The organism is Pseudomonas sp. BC42, assembly GCF_021560055.1.
GTDB lineage: Bacteria > Pseudomonadota > Gammaproteobacteria > Pseudomonadales > Pseudomonadaceae > Aquipseudomonas.
In genome coordinates this window covers 2466848-2492610 of the sequence record NZ_CP091067.1, presented here as the reverse complement: position 1 = coordinate 2492610, position 25763 = coordinate 2466848, and the positions used below count along the sequence as shown (strand labels likewise).

Below are 25763 nucleotides of genomic sequence, written 5' to 3'. Positions count from 1 at the left end.
CGTTGGAAACTGGCTCATAGGGCACCTCCTTGTGTCTCGCGGAAAAACAAGCGCTTACTGGTCCGGCTCAAGCGGCGGCAAAATTCTAGAAAGCTGGCCTTATCGAATCAAGCGGCAACGCTGTGATTGTTCTGACAAGCAATAAAAAAACCGGCGAATATTCGCCGGTTTTCATCCCTCGCCGCACGCCGCTGCAGAGCCCTTGAGCGGCCCTGCCCGGCGATCGGCTCAATGCGGTGCGTTGAGGGTCAGGCGCATCTGGCGGTTCACATCCTTGTACAGCAGGTAGCGGAAGCGACCCGGGCCGCCGGAGTAGCAGGCCTGCGGGCAGAAGGCGCGCAGCCACATGAAGTCGCCAGCCTCGACTTCCACCCAGTCCTGGTTCAGGCGATACACCGCCTTGCCTTCCAGAACATACAGGCCGTGCTCCATGACATGAGTCTCGGCGAACGGAATCACGCCGCCCGGCTCGAAGTTGACGATGTTGACGTGCATGTCATGGCGCATGTCGCTCATGTCGACAAACCGCGTGGTGCTCCAGCGACCTTCGGTGTCCGGCATCACCCGCGGCTCGATGTCCTGCTCGTTGGTGACGAACGCGTCCGGGTACGGCACGCCGTCGACTTTCTGGTAGTGCTTGCGGATCCAGTGGAAGCGCGCCTCGGTGCCGCTGGTGTTGCGCAGCTTCCAGTCGGCCGCCGGCGGGATGAAGGCATAACCACCGGGCTTGAGGACGTGCTCCTGGCCCTGCAGGGTCAGGTTGACTTCGCCTTCGACGACGAACAGCACCGCTTCGGCGTTGGGGTCCTGCTCGGGCTTGTCGCTGCCGCCGTTGGCGCCCACTTCGACGATGTACTGGGAAAAGGTTTCGGCAAAACCCGACAGCGGACGGGCAATCACCCACATGCGCATGTTGTCCCAGTGCGGCAGGTGGCTGGTGACGATGTCACGCATCACGCCCTTGGGGATCACGGCATAGGCTTCGGTGAACATGGCACGGTCGGTGAGCATTTCGGTCTGCGCCGGGTGCCCGCCGTGGGGTGCGTAATAAGTGGTTTTGGACATCGAGACTCTCCTCATTGTTGTTTTGCTGCCCCGTACAGCAGCGCCGTCGGGGTCAACAAAGCTGCGGGTCGACGCGCCACGAAGGGCGGCGCGGACCTCTGCTGTGCACCACGATATCCAGCGCCGCTTTCATGCACAAATTAAATACCGGAATCCGGCATATTCATTTATCAAATACCAAACAGACTCAGCCCCGGGTTTCCTGGGCCAGCACCCGAGACAATACCCGGGCCAGCTCCTTGACCATGGGATCCGCCGCCGGACGGTGCAGCAACGCCACCTCGAACACATCCACCGACGGCAACCCGCTGCTGCGGGCCAGAACCTGATGCCCCGCCGTCACCGCGCGCATCGGCAGCAGGCCGATGCCCATGCCATCGGCAATCGCCGACTGCAGGCCACTGAGGCTGGAGCTGGTGAAACTGATGTGCCAGCGCCGGCCGATGGACTCCAGGGCATTGATCATTTCATCGCGGTACACCCCACGCGGCGGGAAGGTGACGATGGGCAGCGGGTCGAGGTCGATGCAGGGGTTTTTCGCGCTGTCCACCCAGCGGGTCTTCTCCGGCCAGCAGCCCAGGGCCTCGCGGCTGTTGCGCAGTTGCTTGAGCACCACCAGGTCCAGTTCGCCGCGGTCATAGCTGGCGCTCAGGTCGCGACTCATGCCGCTGGTGACTTCCAGCTTGACCTGGGGATAGCGGCGATTGAAGGCGGCCAACTGCTCGGTGGTGCGCCCCGCGGCAAAGTCATCCGGTACGCCGATCCGCACCGTCAGCGCCACCGTGGCGCCGGACAGCGCCTCAAGCATCTCGTCGTTCAGCGCCAGCAGGCGCCGGGCATACCCCAGCAGCGTGGCGCCGGCATCGGTGGGCAGGACATCGCGATTGCCACGCTCCAGCAGGCGGTGCCCGGCCATCTCCTCCAGGCGGCGGATCTTCTGGCTGACGGTGGACTGAGTCGAATGCAGACGACTGGCCGCCGTGGTGAAACTGCCGCAATCGGCCACCGTAACAATGGCCCGCAGCAAGTCGAGGTCGAACAGGCGGCTATTGGGTTTCTCGATGTTGCTCATGCAGGTATCTGTTTTCTGAATGCGAGGGCTCTTTCTACCGGTTCTTGTCCCGCGAGACAAATCCATGCAGCGGCCGTGGATATGCCATCATGCGCCACCACCGCTTACCCATCCGAGAAGGACATCAGGATGCAGTTCATCCCCCTGGTCGATGCCGACCCCGCCACCCAGGCCCACGTACGCACGCTGCGCAACCAGAAAGAGGTGCGCCAGTACATGTACACCGCCCACGAAATCAGCGAGCAGGAACACCAGCGCTGGCTGGAGTCGCTGCGGGGCAATCCGGCCCAGGCGGTGTTTGTGGTCATGGGGCACGGCCGAGCCCTGGGCATCGTGTCACTCAATGCCATCAATGCCCGCCAGAAAACCGCCGACTGGGCGTTCTATCTGGACGCCGAACAGCAAGGCAAAGGCCTGGGCAGCCAGATCGAATTCTGGATGCTGGACTACGCCTTCAACGAAGCCGGCCTGGAAAAGCTCAACTGCGAGGTGCTGGCCAGTAACCCGGCCGTCATCAACATGCACCTGAAATTCGGCTTCCAACAGGAGGGGCTGCGGCGCCAGAACATCCTCAAGGATGGCCAGCGCATCGACGTGGTCCTGCTGGGCATCACCAAGGCGGAGTGGCAGAGCAAACGTCCGACGCTCGAGCCCCTGATCGCCCGCCTGGGCCGCTAAGCCAGCAAGGGGCCCGGCAGTACTTGCGGGGTATCGGGCGCCCTGAACCCAACGGGAGCAGGTACTGGATCAACCCTTGTGGCGATTGCTTGCCCCGCCCCGGCATGCCTTGAAGGGTGGATTGGATTTGCCGATCACATCGACCCGCCCGCGACTGGCGATCTAGAGCATCGGCTCTAAAGATCGGCGCAAGACGGCCGTTATCTCTTATTCACCCCCCACTGAAGGATGCAGTGACATGGAAATAAACAACCGTCCCCTTCCCCCCCTGACCGCCGGCGGCTCTCAGCCCGGCATCAAGCTGCCTGACTCGGGCAAGGTGCTGACCCCACCGCCCCTGACGGCGCAACAGCAAGAGGCGCTGGAAAAACTCAGAGACAAGGCCAAGGAACAGCCTCAGCCACCGGTCACGGTCACGGCGCCAAAAACCTCGTTGATCGACGAAGTCGTCTGATCCACGAACCCGGACGGACACGGCAGCGCCTGGGCCGGTCCGTCCGCCATGGGAAAGGCCAACAGGCGAATCACCAACTGCCCGACGCTCCACCGCCGCCACTGGAACCGCCGCCTCCGGAGAACCCGCCTCCCGAGCTCGAACTGCCGGCACTACCGCCACCACTGGCACCACCACTGGCGCCGCCGCGGGTCCAGTGAAAACCGCCGGTACTGGCAAACAGCATGAAACCGAGGAAGTAGGCGAACGGCAACAGCGTCAGCCACTGCCGGGCCGTACTCCAGGCGTCGACACCCCAGGCCATCAGCAGGATCAGCACCAGCAGCGCCCCCAGTCGCCACGCAAAACCCTTGGGGCTCTTGCGCCAGCGGTTGCGCATCATGCGATAGAGCAGCCAATGCCCTCCCAGCACCAGCAGTACGCCGGCCGGCCAGGCCAGCCCGTAGAGGAAGGTCGAACGGCCCAGGAACTGACTGACCAGGGTCAACACAGCGATGTACAGCAGCAGCCCCAGCACCCCGTAGAACACCCGGCGCGCCTGCCACAGCCCGGCGAACGTCGCCCCACCCACCAGCATGCACAGCGGCACCAGGAACAATTGCACCAGCCACTCGCGACCGCCCACCGCGCCCACCAGCAACACCACCAGCAGCACCAGAGCGACCAGGACCCGGCGCCACTTCCAGCCCGCGGCCAGCATCACTCCCGCCACCGCCCCGATGATGAAGGCCAGCAGCAAGGCATAGACTTCGAGGGGGATCTGCAAGGGCACCTGCAAGGGCGCCGGTTCCGCCAGTTCGCCACCGTCCACCAGCACAATCAGGTCATCCAGGGCCTGTTCGATGCCTGCGGCGAAATCCCCCCGGCGAAAGGCCGGGGTCAGGTCCCGGGCGATGATCTGTCCGGCCAGCAGGTCGGTGACCACCGGCTCCAGGCCATAACCCACCTCGATGCGCACCTGGCGATCGTTCTTCGCCACCAGCAGCAGGAGGCCGTCATCGATCCCCTTGCGCCCCAGCTTCCAGGCGCGAAACAGCTGGTTGCTCAGGGCTTCGATGCTTTGCTGGCCGAGGCTGGGCACCAGCATCACCGCGATCTGCGCACCGCGGCGCTGCTCCAGGGCCGCAAGTTTCTCGCTCATGCGCTGCTGCTGCGCCGCGTCCAGCGTGCCGCTCAGATCGATGATTCGCCGGTCCAGCTCAATCCTCGCCAACCCCGGTGGCACCGGCTCGGCGTAGCCCGGCGCCGGCAGCAGCCCGAGAAACAACGCCAGCCACAGCCCGCGCCCTTGTTGCCACAACAGCTTGATCATTCGCGCTTCCCGCATCCTTCATCCTGGGTGGGCGGACTCTACCACCCCCGCTCCCCGGGTCGATTCGATCCGCTGCCGCGCAGACAAAAAAACACCGGGCAGGTGACCAAACCTGCCCGGTGCCCGACGACCTGTCGTGTTGCTGCAATTGGCCTCAGCTCAGGCTGTTGAGGCACACCACCTTGGGCTGGGTCATTTCCTCATAGGCGAAACGCACCCCTTCGCGGCCCAGGCTGCCGTACTTGAAGCCGCCAAACGGCATGGCATCGAAACGGTAATCGGACGAATCGTTGATCATCACCCCACCGGCCTCGATCCGCCGCGCGGCGTCCATGGCGGTGCGCAGATCGTTGGTGAAGATCCCCGCATGCAGGCTGTATTCGGGCTGGTTGGCCAGGGCGATGGCCTGATCCAGGTCGTCGAACGGCTGCAAGACCACCACAGGCGCAAAGACCTCGTCCTGCCACAGCCGACTGCCATGGTCGACATTCTCCAGCACCGTGGCGGCGTAGCACGAACCCCGGCGCTGATGCCCGCAGAGCAACCGCGCGCCCTGCTGCAGTGCTTCATCCACGACCTTCTGCGCGTTCTGCGCGGCCTGCAGGCTGATCATCGGCCCGATATCCGTGCTGTCGGCCGATGGATCGCCACTGACCTGCTCCCGGGCCAGGCGCACAAAGGCCTCGCGAAACGCCTCATAGATCGAGGCCTGGACCAGCAGGCGCTGGGTGCCGATGCAGTTCTGCCCCGCCGCCCAGAACGCCCCCGACACGCAGCTTTCCACCGTCGCTGCCAGGTCGCAGTCGGCCATGACGATCACCGGCGCGTTGCCCCCCAGGTCCATGGCCAGCTTCTTCAGGCCGGCGCTGCGGGCGATCTGCTCGCCGGTGACAAAGCCGCCGGTGAAGGAAATCATCCGCACCTCGCGGGCCGCCACCAGGGCCTTGCCCAATTCCGCGCCGCCGGTGGCCAGGGTCACCACCGAAGTCGGCAGCCCGGCATCGCGCAAGTAGTCCACCAGCTTGATGGCCGACAGCGGCGCCAGCTCCGACGGCTTGAGGATCACCCCGTTGCCCCCGGCAATGGCCGGGCCCAGCTTGTGCGCCACCAGGTTCAGCGGATCGTTGTAGGGGGTGATCGCCAGGATCAACCCCAGAGGCTCGCGAGAGAACCAGCCCTGGCGGTTCTCCGAACCTTCGTAAGCATCGAAGGGCAGCACCTCGCCGGCATTGCGCTTGGCCTCTTCGGCCGAGAGCTTGAGGGTGTTGACGCAGCGCTTGACCTCCTTCTGCGCCTGTTTCAGGGTCTTGCCCGCTTCATCGACGATCAGCCGGGCAAAATGCTCGGCGTCGCGCTCGATATTCAAGGCCGCCCGCTCCAGAATCCGTGCCCGCTGATGGCGCGGCATCGCGGCGCAGTCGTTCACACCCTGGCGCGCCTGCTGCAACAGGTAGGGCACGGCACAGGCGTCAAGGCGTGGCACGGTCCCGACCAGGCGACCATCGAAGGGGCTGTAGACGTCAATCGAATCGGCGACCGGCGCCAGACGTGACAGATTCATGGACAGGCTCCTAGCGGCTGGTGCGCGACTGGTGGATGTGGATGATGTCCGAGAGCAAGGCAAAGGCCGTCTCGATGCGCCCGGCGCCCGGCCCGGACACCGTCACCGCGCCCAGCAGTTCGGTGTTGAACGACACCGCGTTGATCGCCCCGCCAATACCCGCCAGCGGATGAGCCAGGGGCAACAGCCGCGGCTCGACACTGGCCTGCAGCGAGCCATCGGCCAGGCGCCGGGCCGAACCGATCAGCTTCCAGCGCGCGCCCTCGGCCCGGGCCTGCTCCAGGTCCGCCGCCGTCAGGCCGGAGATGCCGCGGCAGCTGACGTCGCTGACGGTCAGCTGAGCACCGAGCAGTTCGTTGGCCAGGATCACCACCTTCAAGCGCACGTCAAAACCTTCGACATCCGCGGCCGGATCGGCCTCGGCGTACCCCAGGGCCTGGGCCTCGGCCACCGCCTCGGCAAAGCCCAGGCCGGCGTCCATGCGGGTCAACACAAAGTTGGAGGTGCCATTGAGAATGCCCTCGAAACCCAGCAGCTCACTGCCCGCCAGGGACTGCTTGGCCATGCGGATCACCGGGGTGCCGCTCATCACCGCGCCTTCGTACTCGAACGCCGCCTGATTGCGCTGGGCCAGGGCCTTGAGCTCGGCGCCGTGCAGGGCGATCGGCCCCTTGTTGGTGGTCACCACATGCTTGCCCTGCTCCAGGGCCCAGCGGCAGAAGGTACTGGCCGGCTCGCCGTCCACCGGATTGGTGAAGGTGGCCTCGGCGATGATGTCGGCGCCGGAGTCCTTGATCACCTGTTCATTGAGCGCCTCCACCTGACCGCCCGGCAGTTGCGCCAACGCGCCTTTGGTTGCCGGCAGCTTGCTCAGCAGACCGGCATCCAGCCCCTGGGGAGCCACGATGGAACCGAGGAACAGATCGCTGATGCCGACGATTTTCAAACTGAAACCCAGCTGTTTTTTCCATGCCTGATTGCGCTCGGCAATCAGTTGCGCCAGGGCCCGATTGACCCCGCCGAAGCCCACCAGGGCAATGTTGTATTCAGTCATTTTTGTTGTGTTCCATCCGGGTTGAAGAAGCTGATGGAGACAAGGTTAGGGGCCGGGGCCGGGCAGTGAAATATGCCGTTTTGCTGTATTTGCTGAGCATTTTGCTCAACCCTGGAGCCAGGTGAGCGGGCATAAAAAAAGCCAACTTGCGTTGGCTTTTTTTCGTGGCGAACAGCGCCCTAACTCACCGATGACAAGACAAACGACGTCACGGTGTTTTCCACCCCGGGCAAGGCGGCGATGTCATTCCACACCCGGTGCACCCGCTCCGCGGTGGCGGCGCTGACCCGCACCAGCACGTCGAACTCGCCACTGAGCACTTCGCACTGGACGATCTCCGGCATCGAGCGCAGGGCCTGCAACACCTCGGCGCCACGCATGCGGTCGTAGCGGTAGACGAAGATCAGCGCATTGATCCGGGTATCCGCCCCGCGCCCTTCGCCCACGCGAATGGTGTAGCCCTGGATCGCGCCGTCGCGCTCCAGGCGTTCGATGCGCTGGCGCACGGCATTGCGCGACAGGTTGACCTTGGCCGCCAGCTCGGCATGAGCCGCCCGGGCATTGACGCTCAGCTCGGCCAGGATGCGCTCGTCCAGAGGATCCAGAATCCGCTTCATACAGCCCCCTTGAACCGGTCCATCACAGTGCCTTCAGGCAATGCAGCAATGCGGCAAAATCATCCGCCGCCAGGGTCAGCCACTGCTGCGTCGAGGGCGCTGCCACCGGTGGCGGGACCACCCCGGGAATGCCCAGCGAGCCCAGCAGCCGCGCCGACTTGGCCGGTGCGATTTCCCCCAGGGTGACCATCGGTGCCACCAGACTGCGGCGGTACAGGCGCGCCGCCAGCACCCCGGTGGCGGCGTGGGGATCGATGACGTAGCCGGTGTCCCGATACAGGCTGACGATCTCCTTGCCGGTCTCTTCGTCGCTGACCGAATAGGAGTCGATGATCATCCGCGCCTGCAGCCAAGCCTCGTTGTTCAGGCTCATCTCGCCGCTGTCCTCGAACCCCCGCATCAGCGCCGCCACCGCCTGCGGGTCCTGGCCATACAGCTCCCAGACCAGGCGTTCGAGGTTGGCAAACAGCGACAGGTCCATGGCCGGCGACAGGCTCTGGCGAGCCTGCCCGCGGGAGTAGCGGTTCTTCAGGAACAGCTGATGCAGCGCGTCATTGCTATTGGTGGCGACAATCATCTGGGTGATCGGCAGGCCCATCTTCTGCACGATGTAGCCGGCATAGACTTCGGCGAAACTCGCCGCCGGCACGCTGAAGCCGATGGGCCGCTGACCGCCGCCCAGTTGCAGCACGGCATGGAAATACAGCACCAGCTGGGCCATGACCCCCACCCAGTTGCTGGAGTTGAAGCCGATCGCCTCGTGCTCGGGCAAAGGCCACTGGCGCAGCAGGCGGCTGACCAGGGTCTGGCAGTCGTCGAAACTGCCCTGCACCGCAAAGCGCCACAACCCCGGGTGATGCGCCGCCTGCAACTGCCGCCCCTGCTGCTCGGGCACGCCGTGCTGCGGGTAGAACACCAGCACCTGGGTCTGCGGGCAGTCCTTGAAGGCGTCGATCGCCGCCAGCCCGGTGTCGCCGTTGCTGGCGCCCACCAGCACCCCGCGACGCTGCCGGCGCTGGAGAAAGTAGCTCACCAGTTGGGCCTGCAGGCGTGCGGCAAAGTCCTTGGCCGAACCGCTGGGACCGTGAAACAGCTCCAGCAGCCATTCGTTGCGATCGATCTGCCGCAAAGGCGCCACCGCACGATGGCCAAAACCGCTGTAGGCACGGTGCAGCAAGGCCTTGAAGTCGGCCTCGGGCAGGCTGTCGCCGACAAAGGGGCTGAGCACGCGAAAGGCCAGTTCGGGGTAATCCAGGGTCGACCAGTTGGCGATTTCCTGGGGGCTGAAACACGGCAGCCGCTGCGGCACATACAGCCCGCCATCGGAGGCCACACCGGACAAAACCACGGTTGCAAAATCCACCTGTTCGGCGGCACTGCGGGTACTCACATAGCGCATGCTTGGCTCCGGCCAGTCATTTGTAGCGATGGGCCTGCTCCACCAGCCAGGTGGAGAACTTCAGCGCATCGGGGTGTTGCTCGGCATCGGCGCCGCGCACCAGGTAAAAGGATTCGCTGGCCTCGATACGCTGCTCGAAGGGCTCCACCAGACGCCCGTCGGCCAGCATGTCGGCGACCATCGAGGAACGGGCCAGGGCCACGCCCTGCCCCAGTTCGGCCATGCGCAGGGTCGAGATCAGGGTGTCGAACTGCATGCCCCGGGACGAGTCCACGCCTCTGGCGCCGGCCCGTTCCAGCCAGTAGCCCCAGCCCTCTTCGTAGCCCAGCACGTGCAGCAGTTGATGGCGGGCCAGATCGTCCGGCACCTGCAGCGGCAGGTGCGCCAGCAGCGCCGGTGCGCAGACCGGGACCAGGCTGTCCCAGGTCAGGCGCTGGGCCACCAGCCCCGGCCAGTGACCGCGACCCCAGCGGATTTCCAGGTCGTCTTCGCCGTCCAGTTCCTTGACCCAGATATTGCTGATGTACCGAATGTCCACCTGGGGCTGGGCCTGCTGAAAGGTCAGCAGCTTGGGCGCCAGCCAGTGGACGAAGAACGCCAGGCTGCCGCGCACCTTGATCGGCCGGTGCTGGTGCTGGCCGAAAATCTCGTTGGTGCCCACCGCCAGCCGGGTGATGGCATCCTGCACCACCGGCAGGTAGGAGCGGCCCTCCTCGGTCAGGTCCAGGCCCCGGGGCAGGCGCTTGAACAGCGCCACCCCGAGGTGGCTTTCCAGCTGGCGGATCTGCTGGCTCACCGCCCCCTGGGTGAGGAACAGCTCCTCGGCGGCGTGGGTGAAGTTCAGGCAGCGGGCGGACACTTCGAAGGCGCGCAGCCAGTTCAGCGGGGGCAAGCTTTTCTGCTTCATGGCCTGGCTCTCATGGACACCCTGGATGCCGTTGCCGTCCGTCAGCCCGGCAGGGCATCGGACGAGCGTGCCAGAGGTGCCAGGGCCAGGCGCCGCTGGCGGCTACTGCGGGTAATGTAATACACGAAGTAGCACCAGGCGATGAACGGCACACCGAAGTACAGGGCCACACGCTGCTCGGGATCGAAGCCGATGCCGACACAGGCCAGGGCGCAGCACAACAGCGCCCCCAGCGGCACCCAGGGGTAGCCACGGACACGGAATTTCAGGTCGCGCACATCGCCGCCGTTGGCCACGAAGTGCCGGCGGAAGGCGATCTGGCTGGCGGCGATGCTCATCCACACCACCACCACCGCCAGCCCGGAAATCGACACCAGGGCCAGGTAGATGGTGTCCGGGGCGAACACGCTGCTGAGCAGCGAGGCGGCGCCGCCGGCCATGCTCACGATGATCGCGTTGAGCGGCGTGCCCATGCGGGTCAGGGCCGAGAACTGCTTGGGCAGATGGCCCTGGTCGCTCAGGGTCCAGAGCATCCGCGAGGCGGCGTACAGCCCGGAGTTGGCGGCGGACAGCAGCGCACTGATGATCACGAAGTTCATGATGTCGGCCGAGTACGGAATGCCGATGTAGGTGAACACCGTGACGAACGGACTTTCCACCAGGCCGGCCTGCTCCCGGGGCAACAGGGTGGCGAGGACGAAGATGGTGCCGACGAAGAAGATCGCCAGGCGCAGCACCGTGGTGCGGATCGCCCGTGGCACGTTGCGTTGCGGGTCACGGGTTTCGCCGGCGGCGATACCGATCAGCTCGGTGCCGGAGAAGGCAAAGGCCACCGCCAGCAAAGTCATGGCGATCGGCATGAAGCCGGTGGGGAACAGCCCCTCGCGGGTGAAGTTGCTCAGGCCAATGCTGTGGGCCTGGTCGATGTGTAAAAGACCGAGGATCGCCCCGCCCCCCACCGCCAGGAAGGCCAGCACGGTGACCACCTTGACCAGCGACAGCCAGAACTCGGTTTCGGCGAACAGCCGCACCGACACCACGTTGGACAGGAACACCACCATGGCGAACAGCGCGCTCCAGATCCACACCGGGGTGTCGGGGAACCAGCGGGCCATGAGGATCCCGGCGGCGGTGAACTCCGAGCCGATGGCCACGGTCCAGGTCAGCCAGTACAGCCAGGCCACGGTGTAGCCGGTGCCGGGGCCGAGAAAGCGTGTGGCGTAGGTGCTGAAGGAGCCGGTCTCGGGCATCTGCACCGCCAGTTCGCCCAGGCACATCATCACCAGGTACACCATCAGCGCGCCGATGATGTAGGCGATCACCGCGCCCAGCGGGCCGGCCTGGTTCACCGTGTAGCCGGAAGTGAGGAACAGCCCGGTGCCGATCACCCCGCCAAGGGCGAGCATGACAATGTGCCGGGTCTGCATTTCTTGCTTGAAGCCGCCGCGCAAGTCGGCCTGTTGTTCTTGTAGGGACATGATGGTTCTCATGAAAGTTGTCAGGGCAAGTCTCAATTTCTGCGACTGTGGAAATGGGCAGAAAACAAATCGGATGCCATCAGGTTTTTATTGTTATTCCTCTTCATGAAGCCCCCACTGGCTGCCTTGCTGTGGGGGTATTGCGCGCTCTTTCAGTGGGCCACCTCGACCCGGGCATTCAGGGAAGGGACGGCGCCGGGCGCCGGGTTGTGCTTGAGGGATTGGCGCAGCCAGGCAAAGGCCTGTTGCAGGTCCGCCAGCAGGTCATCGGTGTCTTCGATGCCCACCGAGATCCGCACCAGGCCTTCGGAAATGCCCAGGGCCTGACGCTCTTCCAGGGTGTTTTCGACATGGCTGGTGGTGCGCGCCGGACCGTAGATGGTTTCCACCGCGCCCAGGTTGCCGGCGCAGTGGGCATAGCGCAGGCGCGGCAGGAGCAGCTTGACGCTGTCCATGCCGCCCACCAGGACAAAGCTGACGATGGCGCCGAAACCGCGCATCTGCGCACAGGCCACGGCGTGGTTCGGGTGGCTCGGCAGGCCTGGGTAGTTCACCGACTCCACCAGCGGTTCGTTGAGCAGGAACTGCGCCAGCTGCGCCGCGCTGTGCTGTTGCTGGCGCATGCGCAGGGCCAGGGTCTTGATCCCGCGGATGATCAGGTAGGCCGAGAACGGATCGAGGCTGGCACCGTTGATTTCCCGGTAGTGACGCACCTGGCTCATCAGCGCCTCGCTGCCGCAGGCCACGCCACCCAGCACATCGCCGTGGCCACTGAGGAACTTGGTGGCGCTGTGGATCACCACGTCCACGCCCAGGGCCAGGGGATTCTGGTTCAGCGGCGTGGCGAAGGTGTTGTCCGCCACCACCAGGGCGCCGACCTGTTTCGCCGCGGTGACCAGACGCTGGATGTCGACGATCTTCAGGGTCGGGTTGGTCGGGGTTTCCAGGTACAGCAGGTCGCAACCCTTGGCGATCTCGGCTTCGATCTGCTGCTGGTCGAAGGTTTCGCAAAGGGTCACGGCCACGCCCATGCGCGGCAGGAACTCTTCGAAAATCTTGTTGGTGCCGCCGTAGCTGTCCTTGGTCGACACCACCCGCTGGCCGTGGCGCAGGAAGCTGTAGAGCACCCCGCTGATGGCCGCCATGCCGCTGCTGAAGGCCACCGCCGATTCGGCGTTTTCCAGGTCGCACAATTTGGCTTCCAGGGTTTCCACCGTGGGGTTGCTCATGCGGCTGTAGATGAAGCCCGGGGCCTTGCCCAGGGCCACGTCGTACCACTGGTCGATGTCGTCGTAGCCGTAGGCGGCGCTGGCGACAATCGGGGTTTGCGTGGCGTTGTAGGGGTGACGGACTTGCTCTCCGCCCCAGACCACTCGGGTAGCGGTCCCGGGATTTTCCAGCCCTGTGCGTTCAGGTTTTTTATTCATTGCAACGGCTCACCATAAAGGGTGCGCGGCGTGTTGCCGCGCTGGATCTGGTGGCCAATATAGAGAAAAGCCCAAGCCCCGAGAAACGATGTTATCGGGGCCAAAGGGGCGGTTTTTTTAATGGCTGCAAGGCCCTGCAAACAGCAGGCGCGCAAGGCTTTCGTCGCGCCCCTTGCCGGCGTGCAGCGAGACTTGCGAAGCTGCTGCCCCCCCGCCCGCAAAAACCCAGAGGAACCACAATGCAGCGCACCGAGCACCTGTGCCTGATGGCCCGCTACAACCAATGGATGAACACCAAGCTGTACCACGCCGCCATGCCCCTGCCCGAGGCGCAGATCGTCCTCGATCGCCAGGCTTTTTTCGGCTCGATCCTCGGCACCCTCAATCATTTGCTGGCCGGCGACACCATCTGGCTCAAGCGTTTTGCCCAGCACCCGGCGCGGTTTGCGGCCCTGGCGCCGCTGCAAGAGGTGGCCCTGCCCCAGGACCTCAAGACCCTGCTGTTCCCAAACCTGGGCGGGCTCTGGCAGCAACGCCAGTGGCTGGACCAGTTGATCCTCGATTTCAGCCAATCCCTGAACGACACCGACCTGGACAGCACCCTGCATTACACCAACACCCAGGGCGTGGTCGCCGAGCGCGATTTCTATAGCCTGCTGGTGCATTTCTTCAATCACCAGACCCATCACCGGGGCCAGGCCAGCACCCTGCTGACCCAGGCCGGGGCGGATGTCGGCGATACCGACCTGCTTATGCTGATCCCCAGCGAAATCTGATCAGGCTTGCGCCCAACGGGCGCGCAACAGGGGCAGGCCGTGCTCGTGCCAGAAGACCATGGAAATCCCGCCGCTGGACATGCCGCCATGGGCAAAGGCCTCGACGAAGAAATGCCCTGCCGAGCTCCAGGCACTGCCGGTCAATTGCTCGAAGGCCTGGACGATCAGGGCTTCCAACTGCTGCGCCGTGGCCGGCCAGGACGTGTGGGCCAGATGCGCGGCCATGGCTCGCCACAGATAGGGGTCACCCCGCAACCCCCAAGACAGCGGTTCCTCGGCAAACAGCCGTGCGACGCTGCGCTCTCCCCTCATCGAACCCTCCCGGCACTGCACCCAGTATTTATTCAGCGCCCAATCTAGCGTCTGCACCGCGCTTCTGCGACCATGCGCGCGGAAAAATCCGCTTGCTAAGGAATGGCGCCATCAAAGCCCTCAATGCCCTGTTCGTTGTGTCCATGCTGTCCCTGGCGGGCTGCGGCACCCTGATCGCCCGCACGCCCAATGCCCATAGCGGCTACGACTACTACAAAGGCACCCAGGCCAATATCGAACTGCTGACCATGCGCGGCGCCAGCGGCTACGACGGCTACGCCACGCTCTTCTGCTGGATGAGCATCGTCTGCCCGGTGGTGGCCATCGTCAGCCTGCCGGTGGACGCCGTGGCCGACACCGCGCTGCTGCCCTATGACGCGATGAATCACTGATTCTCGCCGGCCCCTGCCTCGACCCTGCGTGGAAGCCTGATCATCCGAATCCTCCATTACCTGTTGCTGCTCAACACCCTGCTGCTGTCCGGCTGTGGCACCTACATGACTCGCGGCAATGCCCTGGACTTTCGCGACGATCGCTACTACCGCAGCGTCAAGACCAACGCCCAAGTGCTCACCGGCTACGACATGGGCTACGCGCGCATGATCACCGGCGGCTGCTGGGTGACGGTGGTGTGCCCGATCCTGATGATCGCCAGCCTGCCCCTGGATGCGGCGCTCGACACCGTGCTGCTGCCCTACGACGCGTTCCAGCCGGAACGGCCCAAGCGCAACCTGCACGTGGACATGAAGGAGATTCCCGAGGAAGAGCTGCCGGCATTGCCCATCAGTGCCGAGGTGCAAGACCCGACGGCCCACACCCCGCCCATCACCCCACAGGCTGATTGAACCCCGTCAGGCGGGCTCGCGCCGTGCCTTGGCGCCACCGGGCTAGGCCTGATCCAGCGCACACCGCGGCGCCATCTGCTGCTCCAGGCAGCAGCGCCGGCCGAGGCGATCGACTTGCGGGCGCCCGAACAGATAGCCCTGCCCCCACTCGCCGCCACAGGCCGTGGCCAGGTTCTGGTCGGTGCTGGTCTCGATGCCTTCGATGATCACGCAGGGCGCCAGGGTCTTGCACAGCTGCACCAGGTGGCTGAGGGTCTGGGCGCTGTTGAGTTCACTGCGGGCGCGCTGGATGTAGCCCTTGTCGATCTTGACGATGTCCGGCCGGGTCTGGCGGATGAATTCCAGGGTGCCCAGGCCCGCGCCGAAATCGTCGATGGCCACCCGGCAGCCCAGCTCCCGCAGGCACAGGACGAACTCGCTGGCCGCCTCGATGCTCGGCGGCGTGGCGCTTTCGGTGATCTCGATCACCAGGCGCGCGGCCACTGAGGGTGAGTCGCGCAGCACCTGCAGAATCGGCGACCAGAAGCCGTCGATGATCGCGCTCTGGGCGGAAATATTGCACCCCAGGCGCAGGCGTTCATCACGGTGCAGCGCATCGATCACGCAGCGCACCACGCTTTGATCGAGCTCGCGCATCAGTTGGTGTTTTTCCAGCAGCGCCAGAGGATAGACTTCGCCGCCCTGAGCATCGATGTGGCGCAGCAAGCTTTCGTGGTACAGCACGCGGCTGCTGTCGGGCAGCCACACCACCGGCTGGAACGCCAGCATCAGGCGGCCCTGGGCCAGTTCACGATAAAAGTCTCTGACGCTTTGCATGACAACTCCCCGGGCAAGACAACGGCACCCTCGCGGCGAACCGGATGCGACGCGCTGGCCGTCACCCTTTCCAAGGGCCCTGGCCGAACATGATCGACCCCGGCACAGGCCTTGAGGAAGTGTTCCTGGATACCTTTCGCTTGTCCTCGGAAACGCGCGGCACTGCCGAATCATCTGTGGCCCCGTGTTTATTGCAATCATGCCAACGGCCTCTCCGATATCACTAAGCCATCAGTCCAGGAAGACCTATGCATAGAATGACCAGCGCCAGCTTTAGGGTGCTTGCCGATGTCATGAATGAGGGCGGCGCCCACGTCGAAACCTTGCTCAAGCAATTGGGCAGCAGCCTGCGGGATGTGTATGAAAACCCCAAGGGCGTGAGGCTGGAACTGGTCTATCAGGTGATACAGGAAGCGGTGCGCCGCACCGGCAAGCCGGACCTGGGCCTGCTGGCCTACAGCAAGGCCCATCCGGCCAACCTGGAGGCATTGGGGTATGCGGTGATGTCCTGCGCCACCCTGGGCATCGCGCTGCAACGCCTGGTGGATTACCACGCGCTGATCAGCAACGGCTTCTGCATGTGCCTGGAGCGCAAGCCGCAGATGCTGACCCTGATCGGCTTCGACGTGGCCAGCGAACCCTCGATGATGCCCCGGGCCTTTATCGACGCCGGCGCGGCCCAGACCCTGGGCCTGCTGCACTGGCTGTTGCCGCAGCACAAAGTGCGGCCCCTGACAGCCACCTTCACCTACCCGGAGCCGCTGGACACCGGGTCCCTGCGCCAGTTGCTGGGAGACAACCTGCAGTTTTGCGCGCCCTACAACAGCTTGTCCTTCAGCAGCCAGGATTGCGCCATTGCCCTGCCCACCGCCGACCCGGCCCTGGATGTGCTGCACCTGGAGTACGCGCGTAACCGCCTCAACCTGCTGCACAACGGTTCGATGACCGCCCGGGTCCGTCGAGCCTTGTCCGAACGCCTGGCCCAGGGTGCACCGAGCGACCTGCCGAACATCGCCCAGATCGTCGGGGTCAGCACCCGCAGCCTGCAACGCCGCCTGGGACACGAAGACGTGCATTTCTCGGCCTTGCTGGACGAAGCCCGCTTGATGCTGGCCCACAGCTTCCTGCGCAACTCCATGCGCAGCGTCAAATACATCGGCGCCCTGCTGGGCTTTCGCGACCAGAGCAGCTTTCACAAGGCCTGCCTGCGCTGGTTCGGCATGACCCCGGGGCGCTACCGCGAGCAGTGAGCCGCGGGAAACGACAACGCCGAGCACAGGCTCGGCGTGAAGGGAACGCAAGGTGGATCAGTGAGCGGCCAGCTGCGACTGGACTTCCGGCATGGCCGAGGAGTGATGGTTGAGGATCTTCCACTGACCGTCGATGCGCTCGTACAGGAAAGTGTAGCGCGCCTGGACCTTCTCGCTCTTGCCGGACGCGTCGGTCAGGGTGAAGGTGTAGACGCCGCTGTCCAGGGCGGCATCCGGGCCCAGGTGACGGATTTCACGGTAGTTGATCTGCCCCACCGGCTTGGACGCCAGGAAGTGCTCGAAGTAGTCCTGGATCTGGGCGTGAGTGCTGCGCACCTGGTTGGACACGGTCGGCTGCAACACTGCGTTCGGCGCATACAGGCTCACCACCGACTGCGGGTTGCCGGTCTGCAAGGCGCTGTTCCAGCGATCGAACAGGCCGGCGATCTCACGGTCCTGGGCCGCTTTCGGCTGCTCGGCAACGGCGCTGTAGACATAGGGCTTGACCTCGGCGGCCACAGCCAGTGGAGCGGTGAAGGCGAAAAACAGGGCCAGGGCAGTGGTTTTCAGTTTCATACGATTTCTCCAGTGGGTTTCAATGAGCCACACTTTGCCCATCGCCGTCGTCCGCGCCATCGGCCAACTGGAGCTTTCGGCCTATGCCATTCGGCAGATAGGCGTGACGTGCAGCAGCGGGTCTAATGCCCGCTTTTGTTCAACCGCAGCGCCGCCGCACTGGAGCAACGCCATGTCCACCCCATCCTTCGACCCCGCCAGCGCCCTGGCCCTGCGCAGCCAGTATCGACAGTCCCAGAGCCGCGCCGCGCGCCTGCGACTGCTGGTGGACACCGGCCAGGAACTGTTGCAACTGCCCCCCGAGCAGATGCGCCAGCGGGTGGTGCAACGGGCCTGCGCCTTCGTCGCCATGGACCACGGGCTGCTGCTGGAATGGGCCGAGGATGGCGTGATCCACACCCGCGCCGCCCTGGGTCATGAAGAACGCCTGCAAGGCCTGCGCGCCCTGGCCGATCACCCGCAATGGCCGGAGCCGCCGCCGACCCCGGACAGCGCCGTGCTGCGCGTGCTGTTGCACCGCGCCGACGGCCGCGCCTTCGGCGCCCTGCTGCTGGCCAACAGCGTGCCCATCAGCCCGCCGGACAGCGAAGACCTGGAATCCCTGCAACTGCTGGCCACCCTGCTGGCGGCGCACCTGGAAAACCATCGTCTGCTGCGCGACCTGCAAGCCCGGGAGCGCAGCATGTCGGAGCTGGTGCAACGCCTGTTCAGCGCCCAGGAAGACGAACGCAAACGGGTCGCCTATGACCTGCACGACGGCCTGGCGCAAACCCTGGCCGGGCTGCACCAGCGCCTGCAGGGCTTCGCCGGGCGCTGTCCGCCGTTGCCCGCCGAGCTGCACCAGGACCTGCAGACCATCCTGCAACTGGCCCAGGGCTGCGTCGGCGAAGGCCGGCAACTGATCGGCGGCTTGCGCCCCCACGTGCTCGACGACTTCGGCCTGCTGCGGGCCATCGACCGCGAGGCCGACCGCCTGCGCGACGCCGGTCTGCTGGTGTACTGGGGGCAGCGCGCGCCGCAGCGCCTGCCCGATGCGGTGGAGATCGCCCTGTTCCGCATCGCCCAGGAAGCCATCAACAACATCCTCAAGCACGCCCGGGCCTCGCAGGTGCACCTGAGCCTGGCCCTGGAAGACGGCCTGGCGCTGCTCGGGGTCAACGATGACGGTTGCGGATTCGTCAGCTCGCCGGCCCCGGTGGCCGAGCAGCTGGGTCAGGTCGCCATGCATGAGCGCGCCCATTTGCTAGGCGGCCATTTCAGCTGCGACAGCCGGCCCGGCAGCGGCACCCGGCTGCTGGCCAGCGTGCCCGTGCAACCCTTGGAGCAAGCGCCATGAGTAGCTTGATACGCCTGGTCCTGGCGGACGACCATGAAGTGACCCGCACCGGCTTCGTCGCCCTGCTGGCGGGCAACCCGGAGTTCGAGGTGGTGGGCCAGGCCAGGGACGGTGAAGAAGCCCTGGCCCTGTGCGAGCAACTGCGCCCGGACATCGCCATCCTCGACATCCGCATGCCGCGGCTCAATGGCCTGGGGGCCGCGCGCCTTCTGCAGCAGCGCCAGCCCGAGGTCAAGGTGGTGATCTTCACCATGGACGACAGCCCCGATCACCTGGAAGCGGCCATGACCGCCGGCGCCGTGGGCTACCTGCTCAAGGACGCCAGCCGCGACGAAGTGATCGGCGCCCTGCAGCGGGTGGCCCAGGGCGAGGAAGCCCTCAACAGCGCGGTCAGCGCGCGCCTGCTGCGGCGCATGACCGAACGCGGCAGCGGCCAGATACCCCAGGCCCAGGCCCTCACCGCCCGCGAGCGCCAGGTGCTGGGGCTGGTGGCCGGCGGCTTCAGCAACCGCGAGATCGGCGAAAAGCTCGGCATCACCACCGGCACCGCCAAGGCCCACGTCGAGCGGGTGATCGGCAAGCTCGGCGCCTCCGACCGCACCCAGGCAGCGGTGCGTGGGATCGCCCTGGGACTGGTGGCCCAGCCCAGCGGGCAGTGGCCATGAACCTGCGCAGCGCCCGGCGCTGGGCCGACCTGCCGCTGCGGGGCAAGGCGCTGGTGGTGATCTCCCTGCCCCTGGTGATCCTGCTGCTGTCCCTGGTGCTGATCTACAGCGCCGAACGCCAGACCGCCCGCGCCGAAGAAGACGTGCGCCGGGTGCTGCTGGTGCAGGGCGATATCCAGACCGTGCACACCCTGCTGGCCGAGGCCGCGGCCAGCGTGCGCGGCTACCTGCTGACCCGCAGCGAGGACTTCCTGCCCGCCTACCTCCAGGCCCGCCCGCAGATCGAAGCGGCCCTGCAACGCCTGGACCGCAACGTGCGCGACACGCGCATGCGCGAGTACCTGCACACCATCACCCCGCTGATCCAGACCAAGCTCGAAGGCCTGGTGGCCCTGCGCAACGGCAGCCGCGACGACAGCGCCACGGTGACCGCGATCCTCATCGACAACAAGCAGGTGCTGGACGTGCTGCGTGAGCAGATCAGCGCCATGCGCATCCACGAGGACGCGCTGCTGGCCGAACGCACCGCGGCCGCGGCGGCAACCCGCATGCGCCTGCTGTTCGCCACCCTGCTGGCCGCCGGTTGCGGGCTGTTCGGCGCCATCGTCGCGGTGCTGCTGCTGTCCCGGGGCATCGTCACCCGGGTGCAACAGGTCCAGGGCAACGCCCAGCGCCTGGCCCTGGGTCAGCCGCTGCTGCCGCAAGCCCCGGAGCTGGATGAAATCGGTCAGCTGGGCACGCGCCTGGTGGAAGCCGGGCAACTGCTGGCCGAGCGCGAGCGCGCCCTGCGCGACAACGAAGAACGCCTGCGGCTGATCATCGACGGGGTCAAGGACTACGGGATCTTCGCCCTGGACACCGCCGGCATGGTCACCACCTGGAACTTCGGCGCCGAGCGGATCAAGGGCTACCGCGACCAGGAAATCATCGGCCGCCATTTCTCCCTGTTCTACCTGCCGGAAGAATGCCCGCAGCACCCGGACATGGCCCTGCGCGAAGCCACCGCCCACGGCCACTACATGGAAGAAGGCTGGCGCTGCCGCAAGGACGGCAGCCGCTTCTGGGCCAGCGTGGTGATCACTGCGCAATACGACGCCAGCGGCGCCCTGCGGGGGTTCTCCAAGATCACCCGGGACATCACCGACCGCCGCGCCGCGGAAATCGCCCTGGGCACCGCCCGCGAAGAAGCCGAAAGCGCCAGCCGCGCCAAGAGCGAGTTCCTCTCGCGCATGAGCCACGAACTGCGCACCCCGCTCAATGCCATCCTCGGTTTCGCGCAATTGCTCGACATGGACTCCAGCGCCGGCCAGCGGCCCCAGGTCGGGCATATCCTGCGGGCCGGCCAGCACCTGCTGGGGCTGATCAACGAGGTGCTGGACATCGCCCGCATCGAAGCCGGGCGCCTGCCGCTGAACGTCGAACCCATGCCCCTGGCGGCGGTGCTGCATGAGGCCCTGACCCTGGTGTCGCCGATGGCCACCGACGCCGGCATCCAGCTCAGCGCCTTGCCGGAACTGCCCGCCGACAGCGGGGTGATTGCCGATCGCCAACGCCTGATCCAGGTCCTGCTCAACCTGCTGTCCAACGCCATCAAGTACAACCGCGCCCAGGGCCGGGTCAGCATCGAGGTGACCCTGGAAGAAGCGCGCCTGCGCATTGCCGTGATCGACACCGGGGCCGGGATTGCCGCCGACCAGCTGCAACGCCTGTTCAAGCCTTTCGAACGCCTGGACGCCGATCCCAAGGTCGAAGGCACCGGCCTGGGCCTGGCCCTGAGCAAGAGCCTGCTGGAGATGATGGACGGCAGCCTGGAGGTGCACAGCACAATGGGCAGCGGCAGCCGCTTCATCCTCGAGCTGCCCTGTGTGCGCCTGCCTGATGCCCCGCTCGCAACGCCCCTGGCCACCCCGGCGCTGAAGCCGCCGACGCTGCCCACGCCCAGCCCCTATCGGGGCAAGATCCTATGCATCGAAGACAACCTGCAAAGCCTGGCGCTGATCGAAACCCTGCTGCAGCGCCGTCCGGGTATTCAGTTGCTGTCGAGCATGCAGGGCCAGCTGGGCCTGGACCTGGCCCGCCAGCACTCACCGCAGATGATCCTGCTGGACGTCAACCTGCCGGACCTGCAAGGCCTGGAAGTGCTGCAACGGCTGCGGGCCTCCGGCAGCACCGCCAGCACGCCGATCCTGATGATCACCGCCGACGCCAGCGAGCTGACCCAGCGCAGCCTGCTGGAAGCCGGCGCCACGGCGATTCTCACCAAGCCCATTCACATCCCGGCGTTCTTCGCCCACCTGGACGCCTGTTTAGCGGAGCCCCTATGACTGCCGATATGCGCATCCTCATCGTCGATGATCAGCGCCCCAACCTCGACCTGATGGAGCAGCTGCTGGCCCGCGAAGGCCTGCACAACGTCCTGAGCAGCACCCAGCCGCTGCGCACCCTGGAGCTGTTCAACAGCTTCGAGCCGGACCTGGTGATCCTCGATCTGCACATGCCCGAGTTCGACGGTTTTGCCGTGCTCGAACAGCTCAACCGGCGGATTCCGGCCCACGACTACCTGCCGATCCTGGTGCTCACCGCCGACGCCACCCGCGACACCCGCCTGCGGGCCCTGGCCCTGGGCGCGCGGGACTTCATCAGCAAGCCGCTGGACGCCCTGGAAACCCTGCTGCGGATCTGGAACCTGCTGGAAACCCGGGCCCTGTACAAGACCCTGCGCACCCTGGTGCCGCCGGAGCAGATCGCACTGCTGCGCCCATCAAAGGCCTGACCTGTCGCGTCTGTCGCGCTTGCCGCATCGTCGTATCGTCGTATCGTCGCACCTGCCGCACCGTCGCACCTGCCGCACCTGCCGCACCGTCGCACCGTCGCACCGTCGCACCTGCCGCACCGTCGCACCCTGTAGCCGCTGCCGCAGGCTGCGAACGGCCCGAAGGGACGTAGGGTTCTTAAGATCGATAGAGGTTCGACGGGAGGTCGTCAAGCAAGGTCCTGCGGACCTTTGCGCAGCTTCGCGGGCTCAGCAGCGGCTACAGGAATCGCGGGGGTTCAGAGGTCGCGGAAGAACTCGCCGGGGGTGGCGTCGAACTGCTGGCGAAACGCGGCGATAAACGCCGAGGTCGAGTCATAGCCGCAGGCCAGGGCCACATCGGTGACCCGCTCGCCCTGCTCCAGCGGGGTCAGGGCGCCGAGCAGGCGCAAGCGTTGGCGCCAGGCGCGAAAGGTCAGCCCGGTGTCCTTGAGAAACAGGCGGCTGAGGGTCTTCTCCGTAACCCCGAGCTTGTAGCTCCATTGACCCAGGGTGGTCGGCTGCTCCGGGTGCGCCTGCAGGCTGCGGTAGATCGTGCGCAAGCGCGCGTCCAGGGGCAGCGGCAGCATCAGGTCCAGTTGCGGCGCGGCAGCCAGCTGGTCCAGCAGCACCTGGGCCAGGCGGCCGTCGGCGCTGTCCTCGACATACTCCACCGGCAATTCGCTGAAGGCGCGGATCAGTTCCCGCAACAGGCTGCTGACCGCCAGCACCTGGCAGCTGTCGGTGGCCGCCCAGGCGGTGACGCTGCAATCCAGGTACAGGCTGCGCATTTCGGTGCGCGGCGAGCTGAACACCCGGTGCGGCACCCCGGCGGGAATCCACACCGCGCGCTGTGGCGGGGCAACAAAGCGTCCGCCAAGGGTCTGGATCTCCAGCACGCCCTGGATCGCATAGGACAATTGCACCCAGGGATGACTGTGGCGCCGGGTCAGGGCCCGGTTGGGCAAGGATTCGGTGCGCCCGTACACCGGTCGCGGCAGACTCGGCAGCCCGGGAATACTGCGGCGGACGACCTTTTCATGTCCTTTAGGCGGCATTAATGGGCTCCTTGGCGTTAGTCGGTAAACCGCAGCCACGTTAGAGTCGCCCCACTGCACTTGGCAACCCCCGGATGAAACCGCTATGACTCGCTCACGTCTTTTGCCCGACAACTTCACCCTGACCCTGATCGGCGTGGTCCTGCTGGCCAGCTTCCTGCCGGCCAGCGGCCAGGTGGCGATCGGTTTCGGCTGGCTGACCAACCTCGCCATCGGCCTGCTGTTCTTCCTTCACGGCGCCAAGCTGTCGCGGGAGGCGATCATCGCCGGGGCCGGTCACTGGCGCCTGCACCTGTTGGTGTTCAGCCTGACCTTCATCCTGTTTCCGCTGCTGGGGCTGGCGCTCAAGCCGCTGCTGTCGCCGCTGGTGGGCAACGACCTGTACCTGGGCATGCTGTATCTGTGCGCGCTGCCGGCCACGGTGCAATCGGCCATCGCCTTCACCTCCCTGGCCCGGGGCAATATCCCGGCGGCCATCTGCAGCGCCGCGGCGTCGAGCCTGTTCGGCATCTTCCTCACCCCGCTCCTGGTCACCCTGCTGCTGAACGTGCACGGCGATGGCGGCTCGACCCTGGATGCAATCATCAAGATCAGCGTGCAGTTGCTGCTGCCCTTTATCGCCGGGCAGATCGCCCGGCGCTGGATCGGCGCCTGGGTCGGGCGCAACAAGCACTGGCTGCGCTTCGTCGACCAGGGCTCGATCCTGCTGGTGGTCTACGGCGCCTTCAGCGAGGCGGTGAACGAAGGCATCTGGCACCAGATCCCGCTGTGGGAACTGGGCGGGCTGGTGGTGGCCTGCTGCATCCTCCTGGCCCTGGTGCTGCTGGCCTCGAGCTTTCTCGGCAAGCTGTTCGGCTTCGACCAGGAAGACCGCATCACCATCCTCTTCTGCGGCTCGAAAAAGAGCCTGGCTACCGGCGTGCCCATGGCCCAGGTGCTGTTCGCCGGCAGCACCATGGGCGTGCTGATTCTGCCCCTGATGCTGTTCCACCAGATCCAGCTGATGGTCTGCGCGGTGCTGGCCCAGCGCTACGCCAAGCGCCCGGAATCGGTGGCCGAGCTGATGGGCCAGGTCGACCCGTAACGCTTCCGGCAAGGCGGCCCGGCAGCTGGCCGGGCCTGCGCGCAGATGGTGATGAAGCGTGCGCAATGGCATGATGCCGCGGCGAAAATCATCAAGGACCGCTGATGTTTCCCCATCGAATTCAAGCCCCCAGCCAGGCCGACCTGGAACAGCAGGTGAGCGCCCGCCTGGAGGCCGATGACCAGGCCCAGGTCATCGTCCAGTTCGCCAAGGCCGAACAGTACGACGGCGAACTGCTGAGTCAGCTCGACACGCTCTGCGCCCGTTTCGGTGAACGCCTCAAGGTGCGTTTCTATAGCCATTACCCGGGCAGCGCGTTCGATGCCCGGGTGTTGCTGGCCCTGCCCCATGTGCAGTCCCTGAGCCTGGATTGCCTCGACAGCCTGGAGCACTTCGAGGCCATTGGTAGCCTGCACCAGGTCAAGGACTTTGCCCTGCAGGTCATCAGCGCCGAACTGCCGGGCCTGTTGGCCCTGCCCAACTTGAGGCGGTTGCAAACACTGCGCCTGTCCCTGGACAAAGGCCCGGCCATCGACCTGGCGCCACTGGCCGCCATGCCCGAACTGCACACCCTGTCCCTCAGCGTACAAACCCATCACCTGGACGTGCTCAGCCAGTGCCCGGGCATCAGCCACCTGGACCTGCACCGCATGCCGGCCAAGGCGCCCCTGGGGATGGTCGCCGGCATGAGCGGCCTGCGCAGCCTCTCGGTGACCTTCGGCAGCCGCGAGCAGATGCCGGAGCTGCGCAACCCGCAGGTCAAGGAGCTGGAGATCATGCGGGTGCGCGGCCTCAACCGCCTGGACCTGGACGGCTTTCCACAGCTTGAAGCGCTGAAGATCGAGGACCAGGCGCAACTCGGCCAACTGGACCTGAGCGGTGCGCCGCAGTTGCGCAAGCTGAGCCTGATCAACCTCAAGAACCTGGGGCTGATCAACCACCTGCACACCTCGACAATCGCCGACCTGCGCCTGATCAAGATCCCACAGGTGGACCTGCTGGCCCTGATCGAGCAACAGCTGCCGCCCAGCGTGCAGCACCTGAAGTTGCACAGTGGCAAACGCGCCGTGGACCAACAGATCGAGGCCCGGCAACAGCAACTGGGCATCCCGGAACCCCGTGGCCCATATTGACCCACCCTTGTGGGAGCGAGCTTGCTCGCGAAGGATGTCAACGATAACCCGCACTCACAGGAAACCTGCGGCGCTTTGGAGATCATCGCGAGCAAGC

At 65.7% G+C, this 25763-nt stretch carries 26 protein-coding genes and 1 pseudogene; 12 read left to right on the top strand and 15 right to left on the bottom strand.

The window, feature by feature from the left end; genetic code table 11:
- Nucleotides 1-228: 228 nt before the first annotated feature.
- On the bottom strand, nt 229-1065 hold the full coding sequence (locus L1O02_RS11585) for a bifunctional allantoicase/(S)-ureidoglycine aminohydrolase (RefSeq protein WP_047305085.1): 837 nt from the start codon (nt 1063-1065) through the stop codon (nt 229-231).
- Between the two features lie 187 nt (nt 1066-1252).
- Complete coding sequence (locus tag L1O02_RS11580) at nt 1253-2137, bottom strand: LysR family transcriptional regulator (RefSeq protein ID WP_235759892.1); 885 nt, start codon at nt 2135-2137, stop codon at nt 1253-1255.
- Between the two features lie 129 nt (nt 2138-2266).
- Here L1O02_RS11580 and pseH point away from each other — a divergent pair, with 129 nt between their 5' ends.
- Entirely contained in the window at nt 2267-2815 is a 549-nt protein-coding gene (gene pseH / locus L1O02_RS11575; protein ID WP_060840055.1) for a UDP-4-amino-4,6-dideoxy-N-acetyl-beta-L-altrosamine N-acetyltransferase, read from the top strand.
- Nucleotides 2816-2884: 69 nt separating this feature from the next.
- Here the strand turns inward: pseH and L1O02_RS31160 are convergent.
- Nucleotides 2885-2968 (bottom strand): annotated as a pseudogene (locus L1O02_RS31160) (50S ribosomal protein L36); the annotation flags it as partial.
- Nucleotides 2969-3053: 85 nt separating this feature from the next.
- On the opposite strand from L1O02_RS31160, the gene L1O02_RS11570 reads away from it, so the two are divergent.
- Complete coding sequence (locus tag L1O02_RS11570; RefSeq protein ID WP_108545704.1) at nt 3054-3269, top strand: hypothetical protein; 216 nt, start codon at nt 3054-3056, stop codon at nt 3267-3269.
- 70 nt (nt 3270-3339) lie between these two features.
- Here the strand turns inward: L1O02_RS11570 and L1O02_RS11565 are convergent, their stop codons facing one another.
- The 8 genes from L1O02_RS11565 to L1O02_RS11530 form a co-directional block, all read right to left on the bottom strand.
- The gene (locus tag L1O02_RS11565; RefSeq protein ID WP_235759891.1) at nt 3340-4581 is read right to left on the bottom strand and encodes a TPM domain-containing protein; all 1242 of its coding nucleotides are present in this window, start codon (nt 4579-4581) and stop codon (nt 3340-3342) included.
- Between the two features lie 154 nt (nt 4582-4735).
- Nucleotides 4736-6142, bottom strand: coding sequence for an aldehyde dehydrogenase family protein (locus L1O02_RS11560; protein ID WP_235759890.1), 1407 nt, complete (start codon nt 6140-6142; stop codon nt 4736-4738).
- Nucleotides 6143-6152: 10 nt separating this feature from the next.
- Entirely contained in the window at nt 6153-7196 is a 1044-nt protein-coding gene (locus tag L1O02_RS11555; protein WP_235759889.1) for a homoserine dehydrogenase, read from the bottom strand.
- Nucleotides 7197-7375: 179 nt separating this feature from the next.
- The gene (locus L1O02_RS11550; protein ID WP_060844064.1) at nt 7376-7813 is read right to left on the bottom strand and encodes an Lrp/AsnC family transcriptional regulator; all 438 of its coding nucleotides are present in this window, start codon (nt 7811-7813) and stop codon (nt 7376-7378) included.
- 22 nt (nt 7814-7835) lie between these two features.
- Complete coding sequence (gene thrC, locus L1O02_RS11545) at nt 7836-9212, bottom strand: threonine synthase (protein WP_235759888.1); 1377 nt, start codon at nt 9210-9212, stop codon at nt 7836-7838.
- Between the two features lie 16 nt (nt 9213-9228).
- Nucleotides 9229-10119, bottom strand: coding sequence for a LysR substrate-binding domain-containing protein (locus tag L1O02_RS11540; RefSeq protein ID WP_235759887.1), 891 nt, complete (start codon nt 10117-10119; stop codon nt 9229-9231).
- Between the two features lie 41 nt (nt 10120-10160).
- Nucleotides 10161-11597 (bottom strand): amino acid permease, encoded by a 1437-nt coding sequence (locus L1O02_RS11535; RefSeq protein WP_060840065.1) that lies wholly within the window; start codon nt 11595-11597, stop codon nt 10161-10163.
- 152 nt (nt 11598-11749) lie between these two features.
- Nucleotides 11750-13024 (bottom strand): cystathionine gamma-synthase family protein, encoded by a 1275-nt coding sequence (locus L1O02_RS11530; protein ID WP_060840066.1) that lies wholly within the window; start codon nt 13022-13024, stop codon nt 11750-11752.
- Between the two features lie 239 nt (nt 13025-13263).
- On the opposite strand from L1O02_RS11530, the gene L1O02_RS11525 reads away from it, so the two are divergent.
- Entirely contained in the window at nt 13264-13800 is a 537-nt protein-coding gene (locus tag L1O02_RS11525; RefSeq protein WP_235759886.1) for a DinB family protein, read from the top strand.
- Here the strand turns inward: L1O02_RS11525 and L1O02_RS11520 are convergent, their stop codons facing one another.
- The gene (locus L1O02_RS11520) at nt 13801-14112 is read right to left on the bottom strand and encodes a hypothetical protein (protein WP_235759885.1); all 312 of its coding nucleotides are present in this window, start codon (nt 14110-14112) and stop codon (nt 13801-13803) included.
- Nucleotides 14113-14204: 92 nt separating this feature from the next.
- Between L1O02_RS11520 and L1O02_RS11515 the strand changes: the two genes are divergently transcribed.
- Nucleotides 14205-14504, top strand: coding sequence for a YceK/YidQ family lipoprotein (locus L1O02_RS11515; protein WP_060840068.1), 300 nt, complete (start codon nt 14205-14207; stop codon nt 14502-14504).
- Nucleotides 14505-14567: 63 nt separating this feature from the next.
- A complete protein-coding gene (locus tag L1O02_RS11510; protein ID WP_233789229.1) occupies nt 14568-14957 on the top strand; it encodes a YceK/YidQ family lipoprotein in 390 nt (129 codons plus the stop codon).
- 42 nt (nt 14958-14999) lie between these two features.
- Here L1O02_RS11510 and L1O02_RS11505 read toward each other — a convergent pair whose 3' ends face one another.
- On the bottom strand, nt 15000-15773 hold the full coding sequence (locus L1O02_RS11505) for an EAL domain-containing protein (protein ID WP_235759884.1): 774 nt from the start codon (nt 15771-15773) through the stop codon (nt 15000-15002).
- A gap of 248 nt (nt 15774-16021) precedes the next feature.
- Here L1O02_RS11505 and L1O02_RS11500 point away from each other — a divergent pair, with 248 nt between their 5' ends.
- Nucleotides 16022-17023, top strand: coding sequence for an AraC family transcriptional regulator (locus L1O02_RS11500; RefSeq protein WP_060840071.1), 1002 nt, complete (start codon nt 16022-16024; stop codon nt 17021-17023).
- Between the two features lie 57 nt (nt 17024-17080).
- On the opposite strand, the gene L1O02_RS11495 is transcribed toward L1O02_RS11500, so the two are convergent.
- Complete coding sequence (locus L1O02_RS11495) at nt 17081-17599, bottom strand: SgcJ/EcaC family oxidoreductase (protein ID WP_235759883.1); 519 nt, start codon at nt 17597-17599, stop codon at nt 17081-17083.
- 172 nt (nt 17600-17771) lie between these two features.
- On the opposite strand from L1O02_RS11495, the gene L1O02_RS11490 reads away from it, so the two are divergent.
- From L1O02_RS11490 to L1O02_RS11475, 4 genes are read left to right on the top strand one after another with little or no spacing between them, the layout of a single operon-like run.
- Complete coding sequence (locus L1O02_RS11490; protein ID WP_235759882.1) at nt 17772-18935, top strand: sensor histidine kinase; 1164 nt, start codon at nt 17772-17774, stop codon at nt 18933-18935.
- On the top strand, nt 18932-19600 hold the full coding sequence (locus L1O02_RS11485) for a response regulator transcription factor (RefSeq protein WP_060844069.1): 669 nt from the start codon (nt 18932-18934) through the stop codon (nt 19598-19600). Before L1O02_RS11490 ends, L1O02_RS11485 begins: the two co-directional genes overlap by 4 nt.
- Nucleotides 19597-21924: an ATP-binding protein gene (locus L1O02_RS11480; RefSeq protein ID WP_060840075.1), complete on the top strand. Its 2328-nt coding sequence runs from the start codon at nt 19597-19599 to the stop codon at nt 21922-21924. Before L1O02_RS11485 ends, L1O02_RS11480 begins: the two co-directional genes overlap by 4 nt.
- A complete protein-coding gene (locus tag L1O02_RS11475; RefSeq protein WP_060840076.1) occupies nt 21921-22373 on the top strand; it encodes a response regulator in 453 nt (150 codons plus the stop codon). Before L1O02_RS11480 ends, L1O02_RS11475 begins: the two co-directional genes overlap by 4 nt.
- A gap of 278 nt (nt 22374-22651) precedes the next feature.
- Here the strand turns inward: L1O02_RS11475 and L1O02_RS11470 are convergent, their stop codons facing one another.
- Nucleotides 22652-23449 carry a helix-turn-helix transcriptional regulator gene (locus tag L1O02_RS11470; protein WP_235759881.1) on the bottom strand — a complete coding sequence of 266 codons (798 nt, stop codon included), beginning with the start codon at nt 23447-23449 and terminating at the stop codon, nt 22652-22654.
- Between the two features lie 85 nt (nt 23450-23534).
- Here L1O02_RS11470 and L1O02_RS11465 point away from each other — a divergent pair, with 85 nt between their 5' ends.
- Together L1O02_RS11465 and L1O02_RS11460 are read left to right on the top strand one after the other, a co-directional pair.
- Nucleotides 23535-24533, top strand: a complete 999-nt coding sequence (locus L1O02_RS11465; RefSeq protein ID WP_235759880.1) for a bile acid:sodium symporter family protein — start codon at nt 23535-23537, stop codon at nt 24531-24533.
- A 104-nt stretch (nt 24534-24637) separates the two neighbouring features.
- Nucleotides 24638-25666, top strand: coding sequence for a hypothetical protein (locus L1O02_RS11460; RefSeq protein ID WP_235759879.1), 1029 nt, complete (start codon nt 24638-24640; stop codon nt 25664-25666).
- Nucleotides 25667-25763 lie beyond the last annotated feature (97 nt).